The sequence below is a fragment of the Albimonas sp. genome, assembly GCF_055129145.1.
Window position 1 is genome coordinate 1 of record NZ_JBSRTQ010000101.1, and the last position, 16,166, is coordinate 16,166.

Consider the following 16,166-nt stretch of genomic DNA (forward strand, 5'->3'; position numbering starts at 1 on the left):
CATCAATGAGCGTTTCATTCTGAACTTCTTCCCCGCACGCCCCTGTCAGACGGCTTGCCGCCAAGGTCGCGCTGTCATCATGAACCGTGACTGAACGGATCGGCAGGATCCATTCGGTCACGGACAAGAAAAAACGCCCCGCGAGCCGGAGCTCGCGAGGCGTTGGTCGGCGGCCGGGGTCGGGCCCTAGAAGACGCCCGACAGAACGCTGGCGATCAGGCCGGTGGCGATGGCGACCAGGACGATGTCATTGCCGGCGTGGACATAGCGATAGCCGCGCGGGGCTGGACGCAGGCCGTAAACATAGGGGTCCCGGACTTAGTTGTTGCGTTAGCTGGCGGGCAGGTAGTGGCCGCGCTGCCAGCGCTGGCTGTAATAGCGCGGCTCGACCCGATAGTAGCCGTAGCTGGGAGCATACCAGTAGCCGTTGCGCGCGCCGCGGTAGTCGCGGAAGTCGTTGCGGCCGCGCCACCAGTCGCGGTTGTTGCGGTCCCAACGCTGGTCGCGGCGGAAGTCCCGACGGTCATCGCGGCGCTCGTAGCGGAAGTCGCGTCGGTCGTCGCGCCGGTCCTGACGGAATTCACGACGGTTGTCGTAGTCGCCCTGGCGCCAGTCCCGACGATCATTCCTGCGCTCCTGTCGGAAGTCGCGGCGATCGTCACGGCGGTCCTCCCGATAGTCGCGCCGGTTCTCGCGCCGATCGCCGCGGTTCTGGGCCTCGGCGGCCATGGGGGCGGCCAGCGCCAGCACCAGTCCGACCGCCGCGGCCTTGGTAAAGCGGTTCATGATCACTCTCCTGCTGAGGGTCGGCGACGGAAAACCGGATCCGGCCCGTTAATCATGGCTCAAAATCCGTCGCGGGGGATGAACTCGGCCTGAACGGGGGTGTCAGGTTTTTCGGCTGCGCGACCAGCCGCCATTGCGCTCTCCCGCCAATCCACCCACCTGTGATCGACCACACAGGACGCCCGCATGACCGCTCCGATCGAACTCTGGTACTGGCCCACGCCCAACGGCTGGAAGATCTCCATCGCGCTGGAGGAGATGGGGCTGCCCTACGACCTCCGCCTGGTGAACATCGGCAAGGGGGAGCAGTTCGCCCCGGATTTCCTCAAGCTCTCGCCCAACAACCGGATGCCGGCGATCGTCGATCCGGAAGGGCCGGACGGGGCGCCCATCTCGGTGTTCGAGAGCGGGGCGATCCTGCAATATCTCGCCCGCAAGACCGGCAAGTTTTATGGCGAGACCGAGCGGGACCGCGTCGAGGTCGACCAGTGGCTGATGTGGCAGATGGGCGGCGTCGGGCCGATGGCGGGGCAGGCGCATCATTTCCTCGCCGCCGCCCCGGCGATGGATCCGCCGCAGGTGCTGCCCTACGCCCAGACGCGCTACCGCAACGAGGTCGCACGGCTTTACGGCGTGCTGGAGACGCGGCTGGCGGACCGGGATTATGTGGCGGGCGACTTCTACTCCATCGCCGACATGGCGATTTTTCCGTGGGCGAGCCTGTGGGAGAAGCAGGAGCAGGATCTGGCCAAGACCCCGCGGATGGCCGCGTGGCTGGAGCGGCTGGCGGCCCGGCCCGCGGTGGACAAGGGCCGCAACCTCGCGATCGAGCTGCGCGGGGCGCCCGCCGCGGGGGCGAGCAAGGTGCTCTACGGCCAGCCGGGGCGGTAGGGCCTGAGCCGGGATCAGGCCGGGCTCAGGCCTCGGGCGCCGGTTCGGCGGGGCTCCCGGCGAGCGGCGTCGGGTGGGGGCGCGGGTCTTTCTCGGGGATGAAGAAACTGGCGGTGCAGCGCACGCAGAGCGTGCCGTCGGAATCGCGCAGGTCGCCCTCGAGGAACAGGACCGAGCGGCCGCGGCGCAGGAGCCGGGCCTCGGTGGTCAGGGGGCCGGGGCGCACGCCGCGCAGGAACTGGGTGGTGATGTCCACCGTCACCCCGAAGCGGCCGGTGGCGGCCCCGACCAGCGGGCCGAAGGTGTCGTCGATCATCGCGGTCAGGATGCCGCCCTGGATGACGCCGGCGGGGTTGCGGAACTCCGGCTTGCCGTCGAAGGCGAGGCGCAGGGTCATCGCCTCGCGGTCATAGGCGACGAAAGTCCAGCCGAGCAGCTGCGAGGCGGGCGAGGGCGTGCGGCTCGCGAAGGGATTTTCGGTGGGGGCGTCGACGGTGATTTCGGCGGTCATGCGGGTTCCTGGCAGGCGTCTCGGGCAGGGCGATCAGGCCGCGGCGCGCCCGTTGGGTCAACCGGCGGCCTTGTCGCGGCGTGATGCGGGACGCGCCGCCCCGGGCCGCGCGCCCTGCCATCGCTTGTCCTGACGGCCGGAAAATGAATCGAAAGCGGTTGCCCTCCCGTCGCCGGCGCGACATGCTCGCGACCTGCGCTCCGAGGCTCCGCCGACGTCTTTCACGGGGGGCTTTCGGGTGACTTCGGAGCGCGCCGGATCGAGGGGAGAACGGCTTGGGGGCGGGACGGTGATGGCGTCCGACCGCGCGATGCGGATCGAAACGCGCGCTCATGAGCGCGCGGAGGCGGCGTCGTCGGTTCCGTTGCTCGAGGTTCGGGGCCTGGGCGTGCGCTTCGGCGACCGCCGCACCGGCATCGAGGTCGTGTCCGGCGTCGATTTTCATCTCAACCGCGGCGAGACGCTGGCCATCGTCGGCGAAAGCGGCTCGGGCAAGACCGTGTCGGGCAAGGCCCTGCTGCGCATCCTGCCCAAGGGCGCGCATGTGTCCTCGGGGACCGCGATGTTCTGCGGGCGCGCGGGCGAGACCCCGCGCGATCTGCTGTCGCTCAGCCGGTCGGACATGCGCAAGGTGCGCGGCGGGCGGATTTCGATGATCTTTCAGGAGCCGATGAGCTCGCTGTCGCCGCTGCACACCATCGGCGACCAGACGCTGGAGGCGGTGCGCCTGCACACCCCCCTGCGCGGGGCGGCGGCGAAGGCCCGCTGCCTCGAGGTCTTCGACCAGGTGGGCTTCCCGGATCCCGAGCGCGCCTACGGCGCCTATCCGTTCGAGCTGTCGGGCGGGCTGCGCCAGCGGGCGATGATCGCGATGGCGCTGGTCTGCGGGCCGGACCTGATGATCGCCGACGAGCCGACCACGGCGCTCGACGTGACCACCCAGGCCCAGGTGCTCGACCTGATCAAGCGGCTGCAGGCGGATCTGGGGCTCGCGGTGATCCTGGTGACCCATGACCTCGGCGTGGTGGCCAACATGGCAGACCGCGTGGTGGTGATGCGCAAGGGACGGGTGGTGGAGACGGGGTCGACCGCCGACATCCTCGAACATCCCGGCCATGGCTACACCCGCGCCCTGATCGCGGCTGCGCCGGAGCTGCCGGTGGGCAAGCCCGTGCATCACGGCGGGGCGCCCGACCCGATCTTCTGGGCGCGCGGCCTGTCGAAGACCTATGAGGGCCGCCGGTCCGGCTTCGGCGCCCCGGCCCCGTCGATCAAGGCGGTGCAGGACGTGGCGCTCGCCGTCGGACGGGGCGAGACCCTGGCCGTGGTCGGGGAAAGCGGCTCGGGCAAATCCACCATCGCCAAGCTGATGCTGCGGGCGGAGGAGCCCGATGCCGGCGCCGAGGTCGGCTTCAAGGGCGCCGACGGGCAGGTGGTGGACGTGACCGCTTTGCGCGGCGCCGCGCTGAAGGCGTTCCGCGCCCGGGTCCAGATCGTGTTCCAGGACCCCTACGCCTCCCTCAGCCCGCGCATGGCGGTGATGGACATCCTGACCGAGCCGCTGCGCGTCCACGATCGCGGCGCCGACCGCGAGCGTCGCGAGCGCGCCGCCGAGATGATGCGCAAGGTCGGCCTTTCCCCCGAGCACCTCAGCCGCTTCCCCCATGCCTTCTCCGGCGGGCAGCGGCAGCGCATCTCCATCGCGCGGGCGCTGATGCTGGAGCCGGAGCTGCTGGTCTGCGACGAGCCGACCTCCGCGCTCGACGTCTCGGTGCAGGCGCAGGTGCTGGCGCTGCTCAAGGAGCTGCGCGACGAGATGGGGCTGAGCTATCTGTTCATCTCCCATGACCTGACGGTCGTCGCCGATCTCGCGGACCGGGTGGCGGTGATGCGCCGCGGCCGGATCGTGGAGCAGGGGCCGGCGACATTGCTGTTCGAAAACCCGCAACATCCCTATACTCGCGCCCTGATCGCCGCGTCGCCGGAGCCCGACCTCAGCCGTCGGCTTGATCTGGCGGCCGTGGCGCGCGGGGCCGGCGCGCCCGACACCTGGCCCGAGCCGTTCGCCTATTCGGGCGACGCGGCCCCGGGCCTGCTGGAAGTCGCCCCCGGACATTTCGTAAGGTGCGCCGCATGACCCTGTTTCTCCGCCCTTCACGCCACGATCGCCCTCGCCCGGGACGGCGCCTTCGCCTCGCGGCGCTGGCGGGGCTCGCGGCGCTGGCGCTGGCGCTGGGCGCGCCCGAGCGGGTCATGGCCCAGGTCGAGGTGCAGGAAAGCCCGGCGCTGGCCGAGGCCGTGGCCAGCGGCGCGCTGCCCCCGGCGGCCGGGCGGGTCCCGTCCGAGCCGCTGATCGTCGACCTCGAAGCCAAGGGCCGGGATTTCGGCACGCAGGGCGGCACGATCCGCACCATCTTCACCCGCTCGCGCGATATCCGCTACATGGTGGTCTACGGCTACGCCCGGCTGGTGGGCTGGACCCAGGACTACGTGCTCGCCCCCGACATCCTGCGCGCGGTGGAGGTGGAGGACGGGCGGATCTTCACCCTGCATCTGCGCAAGGGCCACAAATGGTCCGACGGGGCGCCGTTCACCACCGAGGATTTCCGCTACTGGTGGGAGGACGTGGCCAACAACCCCGAGCTCTCCCCCTCCGGCCCGCCCGAGCTGATGATCGTCGAAGGCCAGCCGGCCAGGGTCGCCATCGCGTCGGAGACCGAGATCCGCTTCGAATGGCCGTCGCCCAACCCGCGTTTCCTGCCGGCGCTGGCCGATGCGCGGCCGCCGTTCATCTATCGGCCGTCGCATTACATGAAGGCCTATCACGCGAAATACGCGGATGTGGACAAGCTCGCCGACCTGATGCGGCGCACCAAGTCGCGCAACTGGGCGCAGCTCCACAACAAGATGGACAACATGTACAACTTCGACAATCCGGAGCTGCCGACCCTGCAGCCCTGGATCAACCGGTCGGAGTCGAACGGCCAGCGCTACATCCTGACCCGCAACCCGTTCTATCACCGCGTCGACGCGAAGGGCGTGCAGCTGCCCTACGCCGACAAGGTCGAGGCGGAGATCGCGGCCGGCGGCCTCGTCGCGTCCAAGGTCACGCTGGGCGAAAGCGACCTGCAGGTGCGCTCGCTGACTTTCTCGGATGCGCCGGTGCTCAAGAAGGGCGAGGCGACGGGCGACTATTCGACCTATCTGTGGCTGAACGGCGCGGGGGCGGAGATCGCGCTCTATCCCAACCTCAACTATGAGGACGAGGCGTTCCGCGACCTGTTCCGCACCGCCGATTTCCGCCGCGCCCTGTCGCTGGCGGTGGACCGCAAGGCGATCAACAAGTCGCTCTATTACGGGCTCGCGAAGGAGCGCGCGGTGGCGCCGCTGGAGCGCAGCCCGTTCTACACCGACGCCCGCGCCCATGCCTGGGCGAATTACGATCCCGACAAGGCCTCGGCGATTCTGGACGGGCTGGGCCTCGGCCAGCGCGACGGCGACGGCACCAGGCTGCTGCCCGACGGTCGGCGGCTGGAGATCGTGGTCGAGAGCGCCGGCGAGCGGAACGCGGAATCCGACGCGCTGGAGCTGGTGGCCGAAAGCTGGCGGGAGATCGGGGTCAAGCTGGTCTACCGGCCGCTCGACCGGGACATCCTGCGCAACTCGGCCTATCAGGGGGCGGCGATGATGCCGGTCTGGTATGGCTGGAACAACGGCATCCCGACGCCGGAGACGCCGCCGGACGACCTCGCCCCCGTGGATCAGGCCAATTTCTCCTGGCCGATGTGGGGGCAGCATTTCCAGACCCGCGGCCTGGCCGGAGAGCCGCCGGCGATCCCCGAGGCGAAACGGCTGCTGGAGCTGCACAAGGCCTGGACCGATGCGCCCGACGAGGCCGGGCGCGCGGCGGCGTGGAACGAGATGCTCGACATCCATGCCGACCAGGTCTTCGCCATCGGCCTGGTTTCGGCCGCGCCGCAGCCGATCATCGTGTCGAACCAGCTGCATAACGTGCCCAAGCAGGCGGTGTGGACCTGGGATCCGGGCGCCCATATGGGCGTGCATCGCATGGACGAGTTCTTTTTCAGCCCGTGACCTGCGCCCCCCGCCTTCCGCCCGCCGCGTCGCCGCGGCGCTTCGCCCGGGATGCCGGGACGGACGCTCGGCCTGCGGCCGTCGCCCCGCCCGCCATCCCATCTGGCGTTTCGCTCCGCTCGCGCCGCGGGAGGGGCTGAACTCATGCTCGGCTACGCCATCCGCCGCTTCTGGACGATGATCTGGACCCTGCTGCTGGTCTCGATCCTGATCTTCTGGATCGTCAACCTGCCGCCCGGCGACGTGCTGACCAACCAGATCCAGCAGCTCCAGGCCTCGGGAGAGGCGGCGTCGGTGTCCAAGGCCCGGTTCCTGATGCAGGAATACGCGCTCGACCGTCCGATGTGGGAGCAATACCTGATCTGGATGGGGTTCTGGCCGGGGCCGCACGGGTTCTCGGGCATCCTCCAGGGGGATCTGGGCTGGTCGTTCGAGCTCGACAAGCCGGTGGGCGAGGTGGTGGGCGAGGCGCTGTGGATGACCATCGCGCTCAACGCCTTCGCCATCGTCTTCGTCTACGTGGTGGCGCTGCCGCTGGGGGCGATCGCGGCGGTGAAGGCCAACACCTGGGTCGACTATCTGGCGACCTTCGTGGGCTATATCGGGCTGGCCACGCCGAATTTCCTGCTGGCGCTGATCCTCTACCACAAGGGCGCGCAATGGTTCGGACTGCCGGTGGGCGGCCTGATGGGCAAGGAATATTCCGACCAGCCGATGAGCTTCGAGAAGCTGGGCGACATCCTTGTGCACATGCTGGTGCCGATCATCGTCATCGGCACCTCGGGCATGGCGGCGATGGTGCGCCGGCTGCGGGCCAACCTGCTCGACGAGCTGGGCAAGCCTTACGTCACGACGGCGCAGGCCAAGGGGGTGGGGCGGGTGCAGACGGTGGTGAAATACCCGCTGCGCATGGCGCTGAACCCGTTCGTCGCCGATATCGGCAACCTGCTGCCGAGCCTCGTCTCCGGATCGGTGCTGGTGTCGCTGGTGATGGGGCTGCAGACCATCGGGCCGATCCTGCTGTCGGCGCTGCGCAGCCAGGACTATTTCCTCTCGGGGTTCATCCTGCTCTTCGTCTCGGTGCTGACGCTGGCGGGGATGCTGGTGTCGGACCTGCTGCTGGCGGTGCTCGACCCGCGGATCCGCTTCTCGGGGAGGCGGCGATGACCGATGAGCGCGAGTCCGACCGGCTGGCCGGCGACCCCCATGCGCTGGGCGGGGGCGAGGGCGGCGATCTGGGCGGGCGGCCGGGGCACTGGATCTCGGAGGAGCCCTGGGACGCCGAAAGCGACCTTCAGGCGCTGGACCGCAAAGACCTCGACGCCTCGACCACCACGCTGATCTGGCGGCGGTTCACCCGCAACAAGCTGGCGGTGATCTCGGGCCTGTTCCTGCTGATGATGTATCTGATGCTGCCGGTGGCGGGGTTCTTCGCGCCCTATGCGCCGCAGGCCCGCAACACCGACGCGATCTACGCGCCCCCGCAGGAGGTGAGCTTCTTCGAGGCCGGGCATTTCATGGTGACCTATCCGACGGTCTCCGAGATCGACATGGCGACCTTCCAGCCGCGCTTCACCGCGGATTATTCCGATCCGCGCCCGGTGCGCTGGCTGAGCTTCTGCGGCGACACCTGGACGCTTCTGGGCCTCTTCGACACCAGCTTCCGGCTGCTGTGCCCGCCCGAGGGCTCGGATTTCTACCTGATCGGCGCGGACCGGCTGGGGCGGGACCTGTTCTCGCGCGTGCTGCACGGGGCGCAGCTGTCGCTGACCGTGGGGCTGATCGGGGTGACCATCAGTTTCGGCATCGGCATGGTGCTGGGCGGCTTCGCGGGGTATTTCGGCGGGTGGCTGGACGCGTGCGTGCAGCGCTCGATCGAGATCATCCGCTCGATGCCGGAACTGCCGATCTGGCTGGCGCTGTCGGCGGCGATCCCCGCCAACTGGGGGCCGGTGGCGGTGTTCTTCATGATTTCGGTGATTCTGGGGCTGCTGGACTGGCCGGGGCTGGCGCGCGCGGTGCGCTCCAAATTCCTGTCGCTGCGGGAAGAAGACTACGTGCGGGCGGCGGAGCTGATGGGCGCCTCCACCAGTCGAATCGTGGCGAGCCACATGATGCCGAATTTCATGTCGCATCTGGTGGCCTCGGCGACGCTGTCGATCCCGACGATGATCCTGGGCGAGACGGCCTTGTCGCTGCTCGGCCTCGGCTTGCGGCCGCCGGCGGTGAGCTGGGGGCTGATGCTCAACGACGCGCTGGATCTGACGGCGGTGGAGATCTATCCGTGGCTGCTGGCCCCGATGATCCCGGTGATCCTGGTTGTGCTGGCCTTCAACTTTCTGGGCGACGGGCTTCGCGACGCGCTCGACCCCTATTCCTGAACCCCGGCGAGGGGAGCCGCGCGACGGCCGTCCCTTGGGTTGCCGCGAGGCGCCCGCGCGGCGTTGCGGCGGAGGCGCTTGCGGGACCGGGGCCGGGCTCAGAGGTCGGCGAGGATCATCCGCGCGGTTTCCGCGGCCCCGTCGGCGCGCAGGGGGGCGGCGATGCGGGGGCCCACGGCCAGCGCCGCGACCCGGTCGGCGAGGCCCTGCGGCGTGAGGTCTCCGATGCGGGCGGCGGCGAGGCCCGGGAGGTTCGCGAAAGCCTGCGCCCGGATCAGCTGTTCGCGCTCGCCGCCCTCTTCCATCGGGACCAGCAGGGCGGGGGTGGGCGACAGCGCCGCCTCCACCGCCGTGTTGTAGCCGGCGAGGCTGACGGAGACGGCGGCGCGGGCCATCATGTCGCGGTAGTCGGGCCGGGCGGGTTCCGCCGTGACGGGGCCGAGCGCGGCGAGCCGGGCGGATTCCGCCGCCGCATCTGCGCCGCCGACCAGCAGGCGCCAGGGCAGCGGGGACAGGGCGGCGGCCCGCGCCGCCATCTCCAGCAAAGCCCGCCCGATGGCGCCGCCGCCGGTGGCGACCAGCACCTCGCCGCGGCCGGGGCCGCCGAGCGAGACGGGGGGCGAGGCGGGGGGCGAGGCGGACGGGGGCGGGGCGCAGACATAGCCGGTGTAGCGCAGCGGCAGGCCGGTGGGCGCGGGTCCGCCGTCGGGGCCAGGCCAGCTCGCCTCCAGCGGGATCGCGGCGGGGTCGCCATGCACGAACACCGCGCGGAACGGGGCGAGGGCGGCGACGGTGCGCGCCACGCGCCCAGGCGCCGAGGGCGGCTCCAGCACGTCGCGGATCGAGACATAGGCTGGCGCGCCCGGCGGCATCGCCTCAAGCGCCGTCTCGAATTCGGGGGCGAGGCTGCGGCGTCCGAAGGGGTGCAGCTCCGCCACCAGCGCGTCGGGGACGGCGTTTCTCAGGATCGCTGCGATGCGGGCGCGACGGTCGGCATAGTCCTCGGGGCCGGCGGGGGCGCCGTCGGCGCGCCGCAGGTTGCGATAGTCGAGACCGTCGGACATCAGCGGCGGCAGCTGGCGCAGATCGACCCCGGCCGCGTCCACATGCGCAAGGGGGCGGCCGCCGGAGATCACCAGCGTCTCGGCCCCTGCCTCCGCCGCCGCCCGGGCCAGCGCCAGCGTGCGGACCAGGTGGCCGGAGCCCATCAGGTGCGTGACCAGGTAGGCGATCCGCGGGCGGGTCATTTCGGGACCAGCTTTTCGGGCTTTCCGACGGCGGCGGGGCGGCCCGCGACCATCGTCACCGGGTGCACGGCGGCGCGCTTGATCCGGAACGGCTCCGGGCCGCGATATGCCCAGCCGGTGGCCAACGCCAGCAGCGCCCGCATCACGCCGCGATGGCACACGATCAGCGCCGGACCGTCCAGTTCCGACAGCACCGCCGCGGCGCGGGTCGCGACCATCGCCGGGCTCTCGCCGCCGGGGGGCTGGAAATCCCAGCCCCAGTCCTCGACCGGGCGATAGGGGCAGGCGGGGTCGGCGAGCAGATCGGCGCCGATCGCGCCCTCCCATTCGCCCATGCTGCTCTCCACCAGCCGCGGGTCGAAGCGGATCGGCGCGTCGCCGGCGAGCGCGCGCGCGGTCTCCATCGCCCGGCCGAGCGGCGAGCAGACCACCGGCAGGCCACGCCAGCGCGGCGGCAGGGCGACGCCGGTCAGCGCCGCGCGCGAGGCGGCGGAGAGGGGGATGTCGGTGCGCCCCTGCAGGCGGCCGGCCTCGTTCCACCCGGTGGGGAAGTGGCGCAGGAGGCCGATTTCGAACGGGACGGTCATCTTGGGGCGCCTTCGATCAGGGGGAGGAGGAGGGCGCGGAGGCGCGCGGCGGCGGCGGAGAGCCCGTGGCGGGCGATCAGATGGGCGCGGGCGGCGGTGCGCGCACGTGCCAGCCCCGGGGGGGCGGAGAGCACGGCGGCCAGCGCGGCGGCATAGGCGCCGGGCGCGTCGGGGTCGGGGAGGGGGAGCCCTCCGGCCTCGGGCGGGACGAGGACATGGGCCGGGCCGGGGCGGTTTTCGGCGAGGCAGGGGAGGCCGGCGGCCTGCGCCTCGAGGTAGACCATTCCAAACCCCTCGCCGACGCCAGGCCAGGGCAGGAGGTCCGCGGCCTCCATCGCCGCGCGGGTCTGCGCGGGATCGGCGACGGCCCCGTGGAAATGGATGCGGGGGGCGAGGGGGGCGAAGAGCGCTTCGACCTCCGCCCGCGCCGCGCCGTCGCCGAGAATGTCGAGCCGCCAGTCGGGGGCGGAGGCGGGCAGGGCGGCGAGCGCCTCCGCCAGCCGGGCGTAGGAGCAGAGCTTGTCGCCGGGGCGCATCATCGCGACGGCGAGCAGGCGCAGGGGGCCGCCTTGCGCGCGGGGGGCGGGCACGGGGCCGGGATCGACGAAGGGGGGGAGCTCGGCGAACCGGGCGTGGGAGAGGCGGGACAGGCCGGGACGGTCGCGGGGGGTGGACCAGAGCAGGAGGTCGGCTTGCTCCATCGCCGCCTCCGCCGCCGCGGCGAAACCCGCCCAAGCGCCGGTGCGGCGGCGGGGGGAGAGGATGGGCTCGGTGACCACGTAGGGGATCCGCAGCGCGCGGGCGACGGCGGGGCCGACCAGGTCGGGGGCCTTCCAGTAGCAGTGATAGGTGAGCCAGAGCGCGGGGGGCGCGGGGGCGAGCTCGGCGAACAGGCGGGCGGCCTCCGCCTCTCCCGCGGCGATCAGCGCGGCCTGGCGGGCGGGGTCGCCCTGCATGTCGAGGCTGCGCAGCTCGGAGGCGACGAAGGGCGCGAAGCCGGCGCGCTCCAGCGCCTGGAGGGTCAGCCGGGCGATGCGGCGGTCGCCGGACGGGGTCGGGTGCGAGGCCGGCTTCATCGGGGCGTGGAAGGCGATGCGGGGCGGCGGCACGGCGGGGGTCAGGCGCGGAGGGGGGCGGCGGTCATCGCGCGACCGGGTTGGGCGCGGCCGGTTTGGGCGCGGTCGGTTTGGGCGCGATTGCGGCGGGCGCAGCCCGGGCGGGCGCGGCGGGAGGCGTCGCGGGCGCTCGGGCCGAGGCGGCGTCTCCGAGCGCGGCGATCAGGCGGGCGTCGAGCGCGTCGATCCCGGCCTCCATCCCGAATTCGGCTACAAGGCGGGCCCGGGCGGCGCGGGCCTGCGCCGCAGCCGCCTCCCGGGCCGCGGCGATGGCGGCGATGCGGGCGGAGAGCGCGGCCGGATCGCCCGGCGGGACCAGTGCGCCATGCATGCCGTCGGTGATGAATTCGGGGATGGCGGAGACGGCGGTGGTCAGGATCGGCAGCGCCTGGCTCGCCGCCTCCATCAGCACGTTGGGCAGGCCGTCACGGTCCCCGTCCTCGGCGATTTTCGAAGGGAGGACGAAGAGATCCGCCGCCCGCATCTCGGCGATCACCTCGGTCTGGTCGCGTTTTCCAAGCCACTCGATGCGGTCGGCGATGCCGGCGGCCCCGGCCCGGGCGGAAAGCGCGTCCTTCAGCTCGCCGCCGCCGACATGGCGGAAGCGCCAGTCTAGGCCGGGGGGGAGGGCGGCCAGCGCCTCGATCAGGTCGTCATAGCCCTTCTTCGCCACCAGCCGGCCGACCGAGAGCATCCTGAGCGGCGCGTCGGGGGCGCGGGGCGCCCGCTCCGGCGGGGCGGGAAAGCGCGAAAGGTCGAGCCCGTGATAGACCAGCGCCACCCGGCCCGGATCGGGCGCGAGCCCCGCCAGATGCGCCGCGCCGGACCCGGTGCAGGTCACCAGGAACCGGGCGGAGGCGAGTTTCTCGCGCTTCTCCCAGTCCGGGATCGTCCAGATGTCCTTGGCATGGGCCGACACGCCCCAACCCAGGCCCCGCATGTCGGCGGCGTAGCGGGCGACGGAGCCGGGGGTGTGCAGGAAATGGGCGTAGAGGAACCGGGTCCCCACGGGAAGCTCGGCAGCCAGCACGCAGGCCTGGCCGAAGCGGCGGATGCGGTTGACGGTGCGGTCGCGCACGAGGTCGCGCAGCCATTGCCGCGCCGTCGCCCCGAAGCCGGGCAGGCGGGCGGCGGCGGCGACCCCGCGCAGCACGCGCAGCGGCTCGTCATGCAGGTATTCGGGCAGGTAGCGGGGACGCGCGCGAATGCGGTCATGCAGCGGATGGGTGCGGTCGTCATAGGGATGGCGCAGGGACCAGATTTCGAACGCATGGCCGCGCGCCTCCAGCGCCAGCAGCTCCTGCGCCACGAAGGTCTCCGACAGGCGCGGATAGCCCTTCACCACCACGGCGAGCGCCGGGCCGACGGGCGCGGCGAGGGGGTCGAGATCGGGCATGGCGGCGATCAGGCCAGTCGGCTCGCCAGCGGCGGCGCGGAAGGCGCGAAGGCGATGGCGGTCCGCTCCGCCACCCGGTCCAGCCCGTCGAGCAGGCCGGGGATCGAGATCTGCGACGGCCGCGGCTGCGTCGCGAGTCCGCGGATCGCGGCGATCATCGCCTCGGGCCCGTAGCCGTCGCGCGGCGCGTGCAGCATCCGGGTCAGGCCCAGCCGCTCCGCCGCTTCGGCGCGGATATACTGCTCCAGCCGCGGGCGGATGCGGGGCGCGATCACCGCCGGCTTGTCGAGGCTCAGGATCTCGCAGAACGTGTTGTAGCCGCCCATGGCGATGATGCCCGAGCTCTCCGACAGCAGGCGCTCGATCCTGGGGTCGAAGCTCATCGCGGTGACCCGGCCGCGCAGGGCGAGCGCGCGTCGGTCGAATTCGGACCGCCGCTCGGCGTTGAGGAACGGGCCGTAGATCATCACCGCATGCGGGCCGAGGGTCGGGTCGGATTCGTAGGCCGAGAGGGTCCAGTCGATCAGCCCCTCCCCGTCCCCGCCGCCGCCGGTGGTGACCAGGATATAGGGCTCGTTGGGGGGCGCGAGGCCGACGTCGGCGGGCCAGTCCGGCGCTTCGCGGCGCAGATAGCCGGTGTAGATCACCCGGTCGAGCACCTCGTCGGGCAGGCCGAGCCCGTCGAGGGGGCGGCAGATCTCGGGCAGGCCGTAGACCCAGATTTCGTCGAAATAGCGCCGGATCGCCTCCACATGGCCCTTGCGCTTCCATTCGGGCGCGAGCGAAGGCAGGTCGTCGAGCACGTCGCGCACGCCGAGCACGATGCGGGTCCCGCGGGCGCGCGCGGCGGCGAGCGCGTCGGTCATTTCGTTGCGGAAGCCCCAGGCTTCCTTGTCGACCAGCAGCAGGCCGGGGGCGAAGGCCGCGTCGGTGGCCGCGATGATCGCGGCGCGCAGGTCGACGGTTTCCTCGATGGAGATGCCGAGATTGTGGGAGGCGTAGTCGCCGTCGGCCAGCTTCACCACGCCGGGCAGGCGCACATGGTCGACCCGGTCGGGGAAGTCGAAGCGCCCGGCGATGGGCGAGCCGGTGAGGATCAGGGCGGCGAGGCCGGGGTCGCGCTCGGTCAGGGCCGAGGCGATGGTGCGCGCGCGGCGCAGGTGGCCGAGGCCGAAGGTGTCATGGCTGTAGAGCAGCGCGCGGCGCCGCACGTCGGAATGGCCCGGGTCGCGGTCGCGACGGCGCGGCTTGGGGGCGGAGGCGCCGGGAAGCGGGGCGGCGGTCATGTCCGGGGAGGGCGTCGTGTCCTGGGGGGCCGTCATGTGGTGCCTACGCCCTCGTTGCTTCGATCTTTCGATCCCCAGGCTCCGCGCGCGCCTTTGCGGGCGGCGCGTCGGTCGTTCGGGTGGGCGCGGCCGGCGTGCGTCCGCCGACCTGCCGCAAGCGTCATCGACGCCGTTGCCGACGCTATCCGGAAACGCCGGGCTGGGAAAGCCGCGAAACCGGACCTGCGCGCGCGCGGCGCAGGTCCGGGGGAACGGAGGCGGAGAGGCGCGGTCGGGCGGGTCTGGCTTCGGGAAAGGCTTGTGTCGCGAAGCGCTTGGCTCCATGTCCGGGGATATCGAAGCCGTCGCCCTCCCGTTGCGCCGGCCCGCGGCGGAAGGCGCTCGCCCGCGTATTCGTTCCGGGGTTGCGCGAAAGTCACGCGCGGGTTTCTTGCGCGGACGGCGGCCGGGCGCGATATGCTGTCCCGAGATGACGGAAGGGCGGACGAAGAATGATGCGATGCGCGCGGGTAGGCTCCGGGTCCATGCGGTCCGCTCTCATCGTCGCCGAGGAGGGGCGGGCCGCTCGCCCGGGCCTGCGTCCCTGGATCTGTTTGCGGGCGCTGGCGCTCGTGGCGCTGGCCGCGATCCTTTGGGCGGCGCCGCTTCCTGAGGCGGGCGTCGGCGCGGCGCAGGCCCAGGTGATCGACTACGGCCGTCTGTTCGGCGTCGACAAAAGCCCGGAGACCTCCGACGCGCCGCCGCAGATGTCGCGCCCGGCGGCCGACCCCTCGGGCACGCCCGGCCTGGTCCGGCCGCCCGACCTCGCCACCTATGGCCTGATCGCCGACGTCGCCCAGACGGAGGAGCCCAGCATGCTCCGCCGCTCCACGCGCAATGTCAGCGTGTTCCGCCAGCGGCTGGAGCGGCTGTTGAGCGAGTCGCGCGACGGTTTCACCCGCATGGGCGCGCGGCTCGACGCCGCCAGTCCCGACGGGCATCGCGGCTATTTCGCCGGCGTGGCGCTGGTCACCGCCATCCTGATCCTGATCGGGCGCGCGGTGGCGGGACTTTATGGCATCTACATCGCCCGGCCGCTGATGATCGCCGCCCAGCGCCGGTTCCGCACCGACGACCTGTCGGGCAAGATGCCGGTGCTGGCCCTGCGCTTCGCGATGACGGTCGGGGGCATGGTCATCGTCTCCGCCATCGCGCTCGGTCTCGGCATCTTCCTGTTCGCCGAGCACGCGCCCACCCAGGCCACCGCCGGCCTGATCGTGCTGAGCTATGTGGGCTTCATGGCCGCCGACACCGCCTGGCGGATGACGCTGAGCCCCTACCTGCCCGAATACCGGGTGCCGCGCATCACCGACGCGCAGGCGCGCCGGCTCTATCTGTGGCTGTCCGGGCTGACCGGCTACGCGGTGGTGTCGCGCGGCTACACCTACTGGCTCGAAGAGATGGGGGTGGGGGTCGAGCTCTTCCGGCTCAACGCCATCGGGCTGGGCTTCATAGGGCTGGTCTGGACGCTCGCCCTCGTCTGGATCAACCGCGAGGCGGTGTCGAGCGCGATCCTGCACGGGCGCAAGATCAACGAAAGCACCTGGATCTCGGCGCTGGGCGCGCGGATCTGGGCGCCGGTGCTCACGCTCTACCTGTTCGCCGCCTGGGTGGAGGAGGCGCTGCGCTACGTCATGGGCTTCGACAAGGTGGTGCCGCTGCTGGCGGGCGCCTTCCTGACGCTACTGCTGGCGCTGGTGACCCAGGCGGCGGGGCTCTATGGGGTGGAGCAGCTGTTCCACCGCTCGCGCGCCGCGCGCCGGGCGCAGGCGGAGGCGGATGCGGCCCGCGCAGCGGATGCGGCGCAGGTGCCGCCCGGCGGCGACGGCGGG

Annotated in this window: 12 protein-coding genes and 2 pseudogenes; 6 read left to right on the top strand and 8 right to left on the bottom strand. The window is 71.8% G+C overall.

Translation table 11 applies throughout. The features are described from left to right. Nucleotides 1-186: 186 nt before the first annotated feature. Nucleotides 187-306, bottom strand: a pseudogene (locus ACTB72_RS15150) (RcnB family protein); the annotation flags it as partial. 24 nt (nt 307-330) lie between these two features. After that, complete coding sequence (locus ACTB72_RS15155) at nt 331-786, bottom strand: hypothetical protein (RefSeq protein WP_463037836.1); 456 nt, start codon at nt 784-786, stop codon at nt 331-333. Between the two features lie 186 nt (nt 787-972). Between ACTB72_RS15155 and ACTB72_RS15160 the strand changes: the two genes are divergently transcribed. Further along, on the top strand, nt 973-1,677 hold the full coding sequence (locus tag ACTB72_RS15160; protein WP_463037837.1) for a glutathione binding-like protein: 705 nt from the start codon (nt 973-975) through the stop codon (nt 1,675-1,677). A gap of 25 nt (nt 1,678-1,702) precedes the next feature. Here ACTB72_RS15160 and ACTB72_RS15165 read toward each other — a convergent pair whose 3' ends face one another. Further along, entirely contained in the window at nt 1,703-2,188 is a 486-nt protein-coding gene (locus tag ACTB72_RS15165) for a PaaI family thioesterase (protein WP_463037838.1), read from the bottom strand. A 310-nt stretch (nt 2,189-2,498) separates the two neighbouring features. Here ACTB72_RS15165 and ACTB72_RS15170 point away from each other — a divergent pair, with 310 nt between their 5' ends. From ACTB72_RS15170 to ACTB72_RS15185, 4 genes are all read left to right on the top strand, one after another. Then, complete coding sequence (locus ACTB72_RS15170) at nt 2,499-4,325, top strand: ABC transporter ATP-binding protein (RefSeq protein ID WP_463037847.1); 1,827 nt, start codon at nt 2,499-2,501, stop codon at nt 4,323-4,325. Then, entirely contained in the window at nt 4,322-6,283 is a 1,962-nt protein-coding gene (locus tag ACTB72_RS15175) for an ABC transporter substrate-binding protein (RefSeq protein WP_463037839.1), read from the top strand. The genes ACTB72_RS15170 and ACTB72_RS15175 overlap by 4 nt, the downstream gene beginning before the upstream one ends. 144 nt (nt 6,284-6,427) lie before the next feature. Beyond that, nucleotides 6,428-7,450: an ABC transporter permease gene (locus ACTB72_RS15180; RefSeq protein ID WP_463037840.1), complete on the top strand. Its 1,023-nt coding sequence runs from the start codon at nt 6,428-6,430 to the stop codon at nt 7,448-7,450. Beyond that, nucleotides 7,447-8,664 (top strand): ABC transporter permease, encoded by a 1,218-nt coding sequence (locus tag ACTB72_RS15185; protein WP_463037841.1) that lies wholly within the window; start codon nt 7,447-7,449, stop codon nt 8,662-8,664. Before ACTB72_RS15180 ends, ACTB72_RS15185 begins: the two co-directional genes overlap by 4 nt. A gap of 98 nt (nt 8,665-8,762) precedes the next feature. On the opposite strand, the gene ACTB72_RS15190 is transcribed toward ACTB72_RS15185, so the two are convergent. The 5 genes and pseudogenes from ACTB72_RS15190 to ACTB72_RS15210 form a co-directional block, all read right to left on the bottom strand. Beyond that, the gene (locus ACTB72_RS15190; protein WP_463037842.1) at nt 8,763-9,911 is read right to left on the bottom strand and encodes a glycosyltransferase family protein; all 1,149 of its coding nucleotides are present in this window, start codon (nt 9,909-9,911) and stop codon (nt 8,763-8,765) included. Then, a complete protein-coding gene (locus tag ACTB72_RS15195) occupies nt 9,908-10,498 on the bottom strand; it encodes a histidine phosphatase family protein (protein ID WP_463037843.1) in 591 nt (196 codons plus the stop codon). The genes ACTB72_RS15190 and ACTB72_RS15195 overlap by 4 nt, the downstream gene beginning before the upstream one ends. Then, a complete protein-coding gene (locus tag ACTB72_RS15200; RefSeq protein ID WP_463037844.1) occupies nt 10,495-11,607 on the bottom strand; it encodes a glycosyltransferase in 1,113 nt (370 codons plus the stop codon). Before ACTB72_RS15200 ends, ACTB72_RS15195 begins: the two co-directional genes overlap by 4 nt. A gap of 151 nt (nt 11,608-11,758) precedes the next feature. Further along, nucleotides 11,759-13,009, bottom strand: a pseudogene (locus ACTB72_RS15205) (glycosyltransferase); the annotation flags it as partial. An 8-nt stretch (nt 13,010-13,017) separates the two neighbouring features. Then, the gene (locus ACTB72_RS15210; protein ID WP_463037845.1) at nt 13,018-14,331 is read right to left on the bottom strand and encodes a glycosyltransferase family protein; all 1,314 of its coding nucleotides are present in this window, start codon (nt 14,329-14,331) and stop codon (nt 13,018-13,020) included. 488 nt (nt 14,332-14,819) lie between these two features. Between ACTB72_RS15210 and ACTB72_RS15215 the strand changes: the two genes are divergently transcribed. Then, nucleotides 14,820-16,166, top strand: a 1,347-nt coding sequence (locus ACTB72_RS15215) for a hypothetical protein (RefSeq protein WP_463037846.1), incomplete at its 3' end; no start/stop codon positions are given.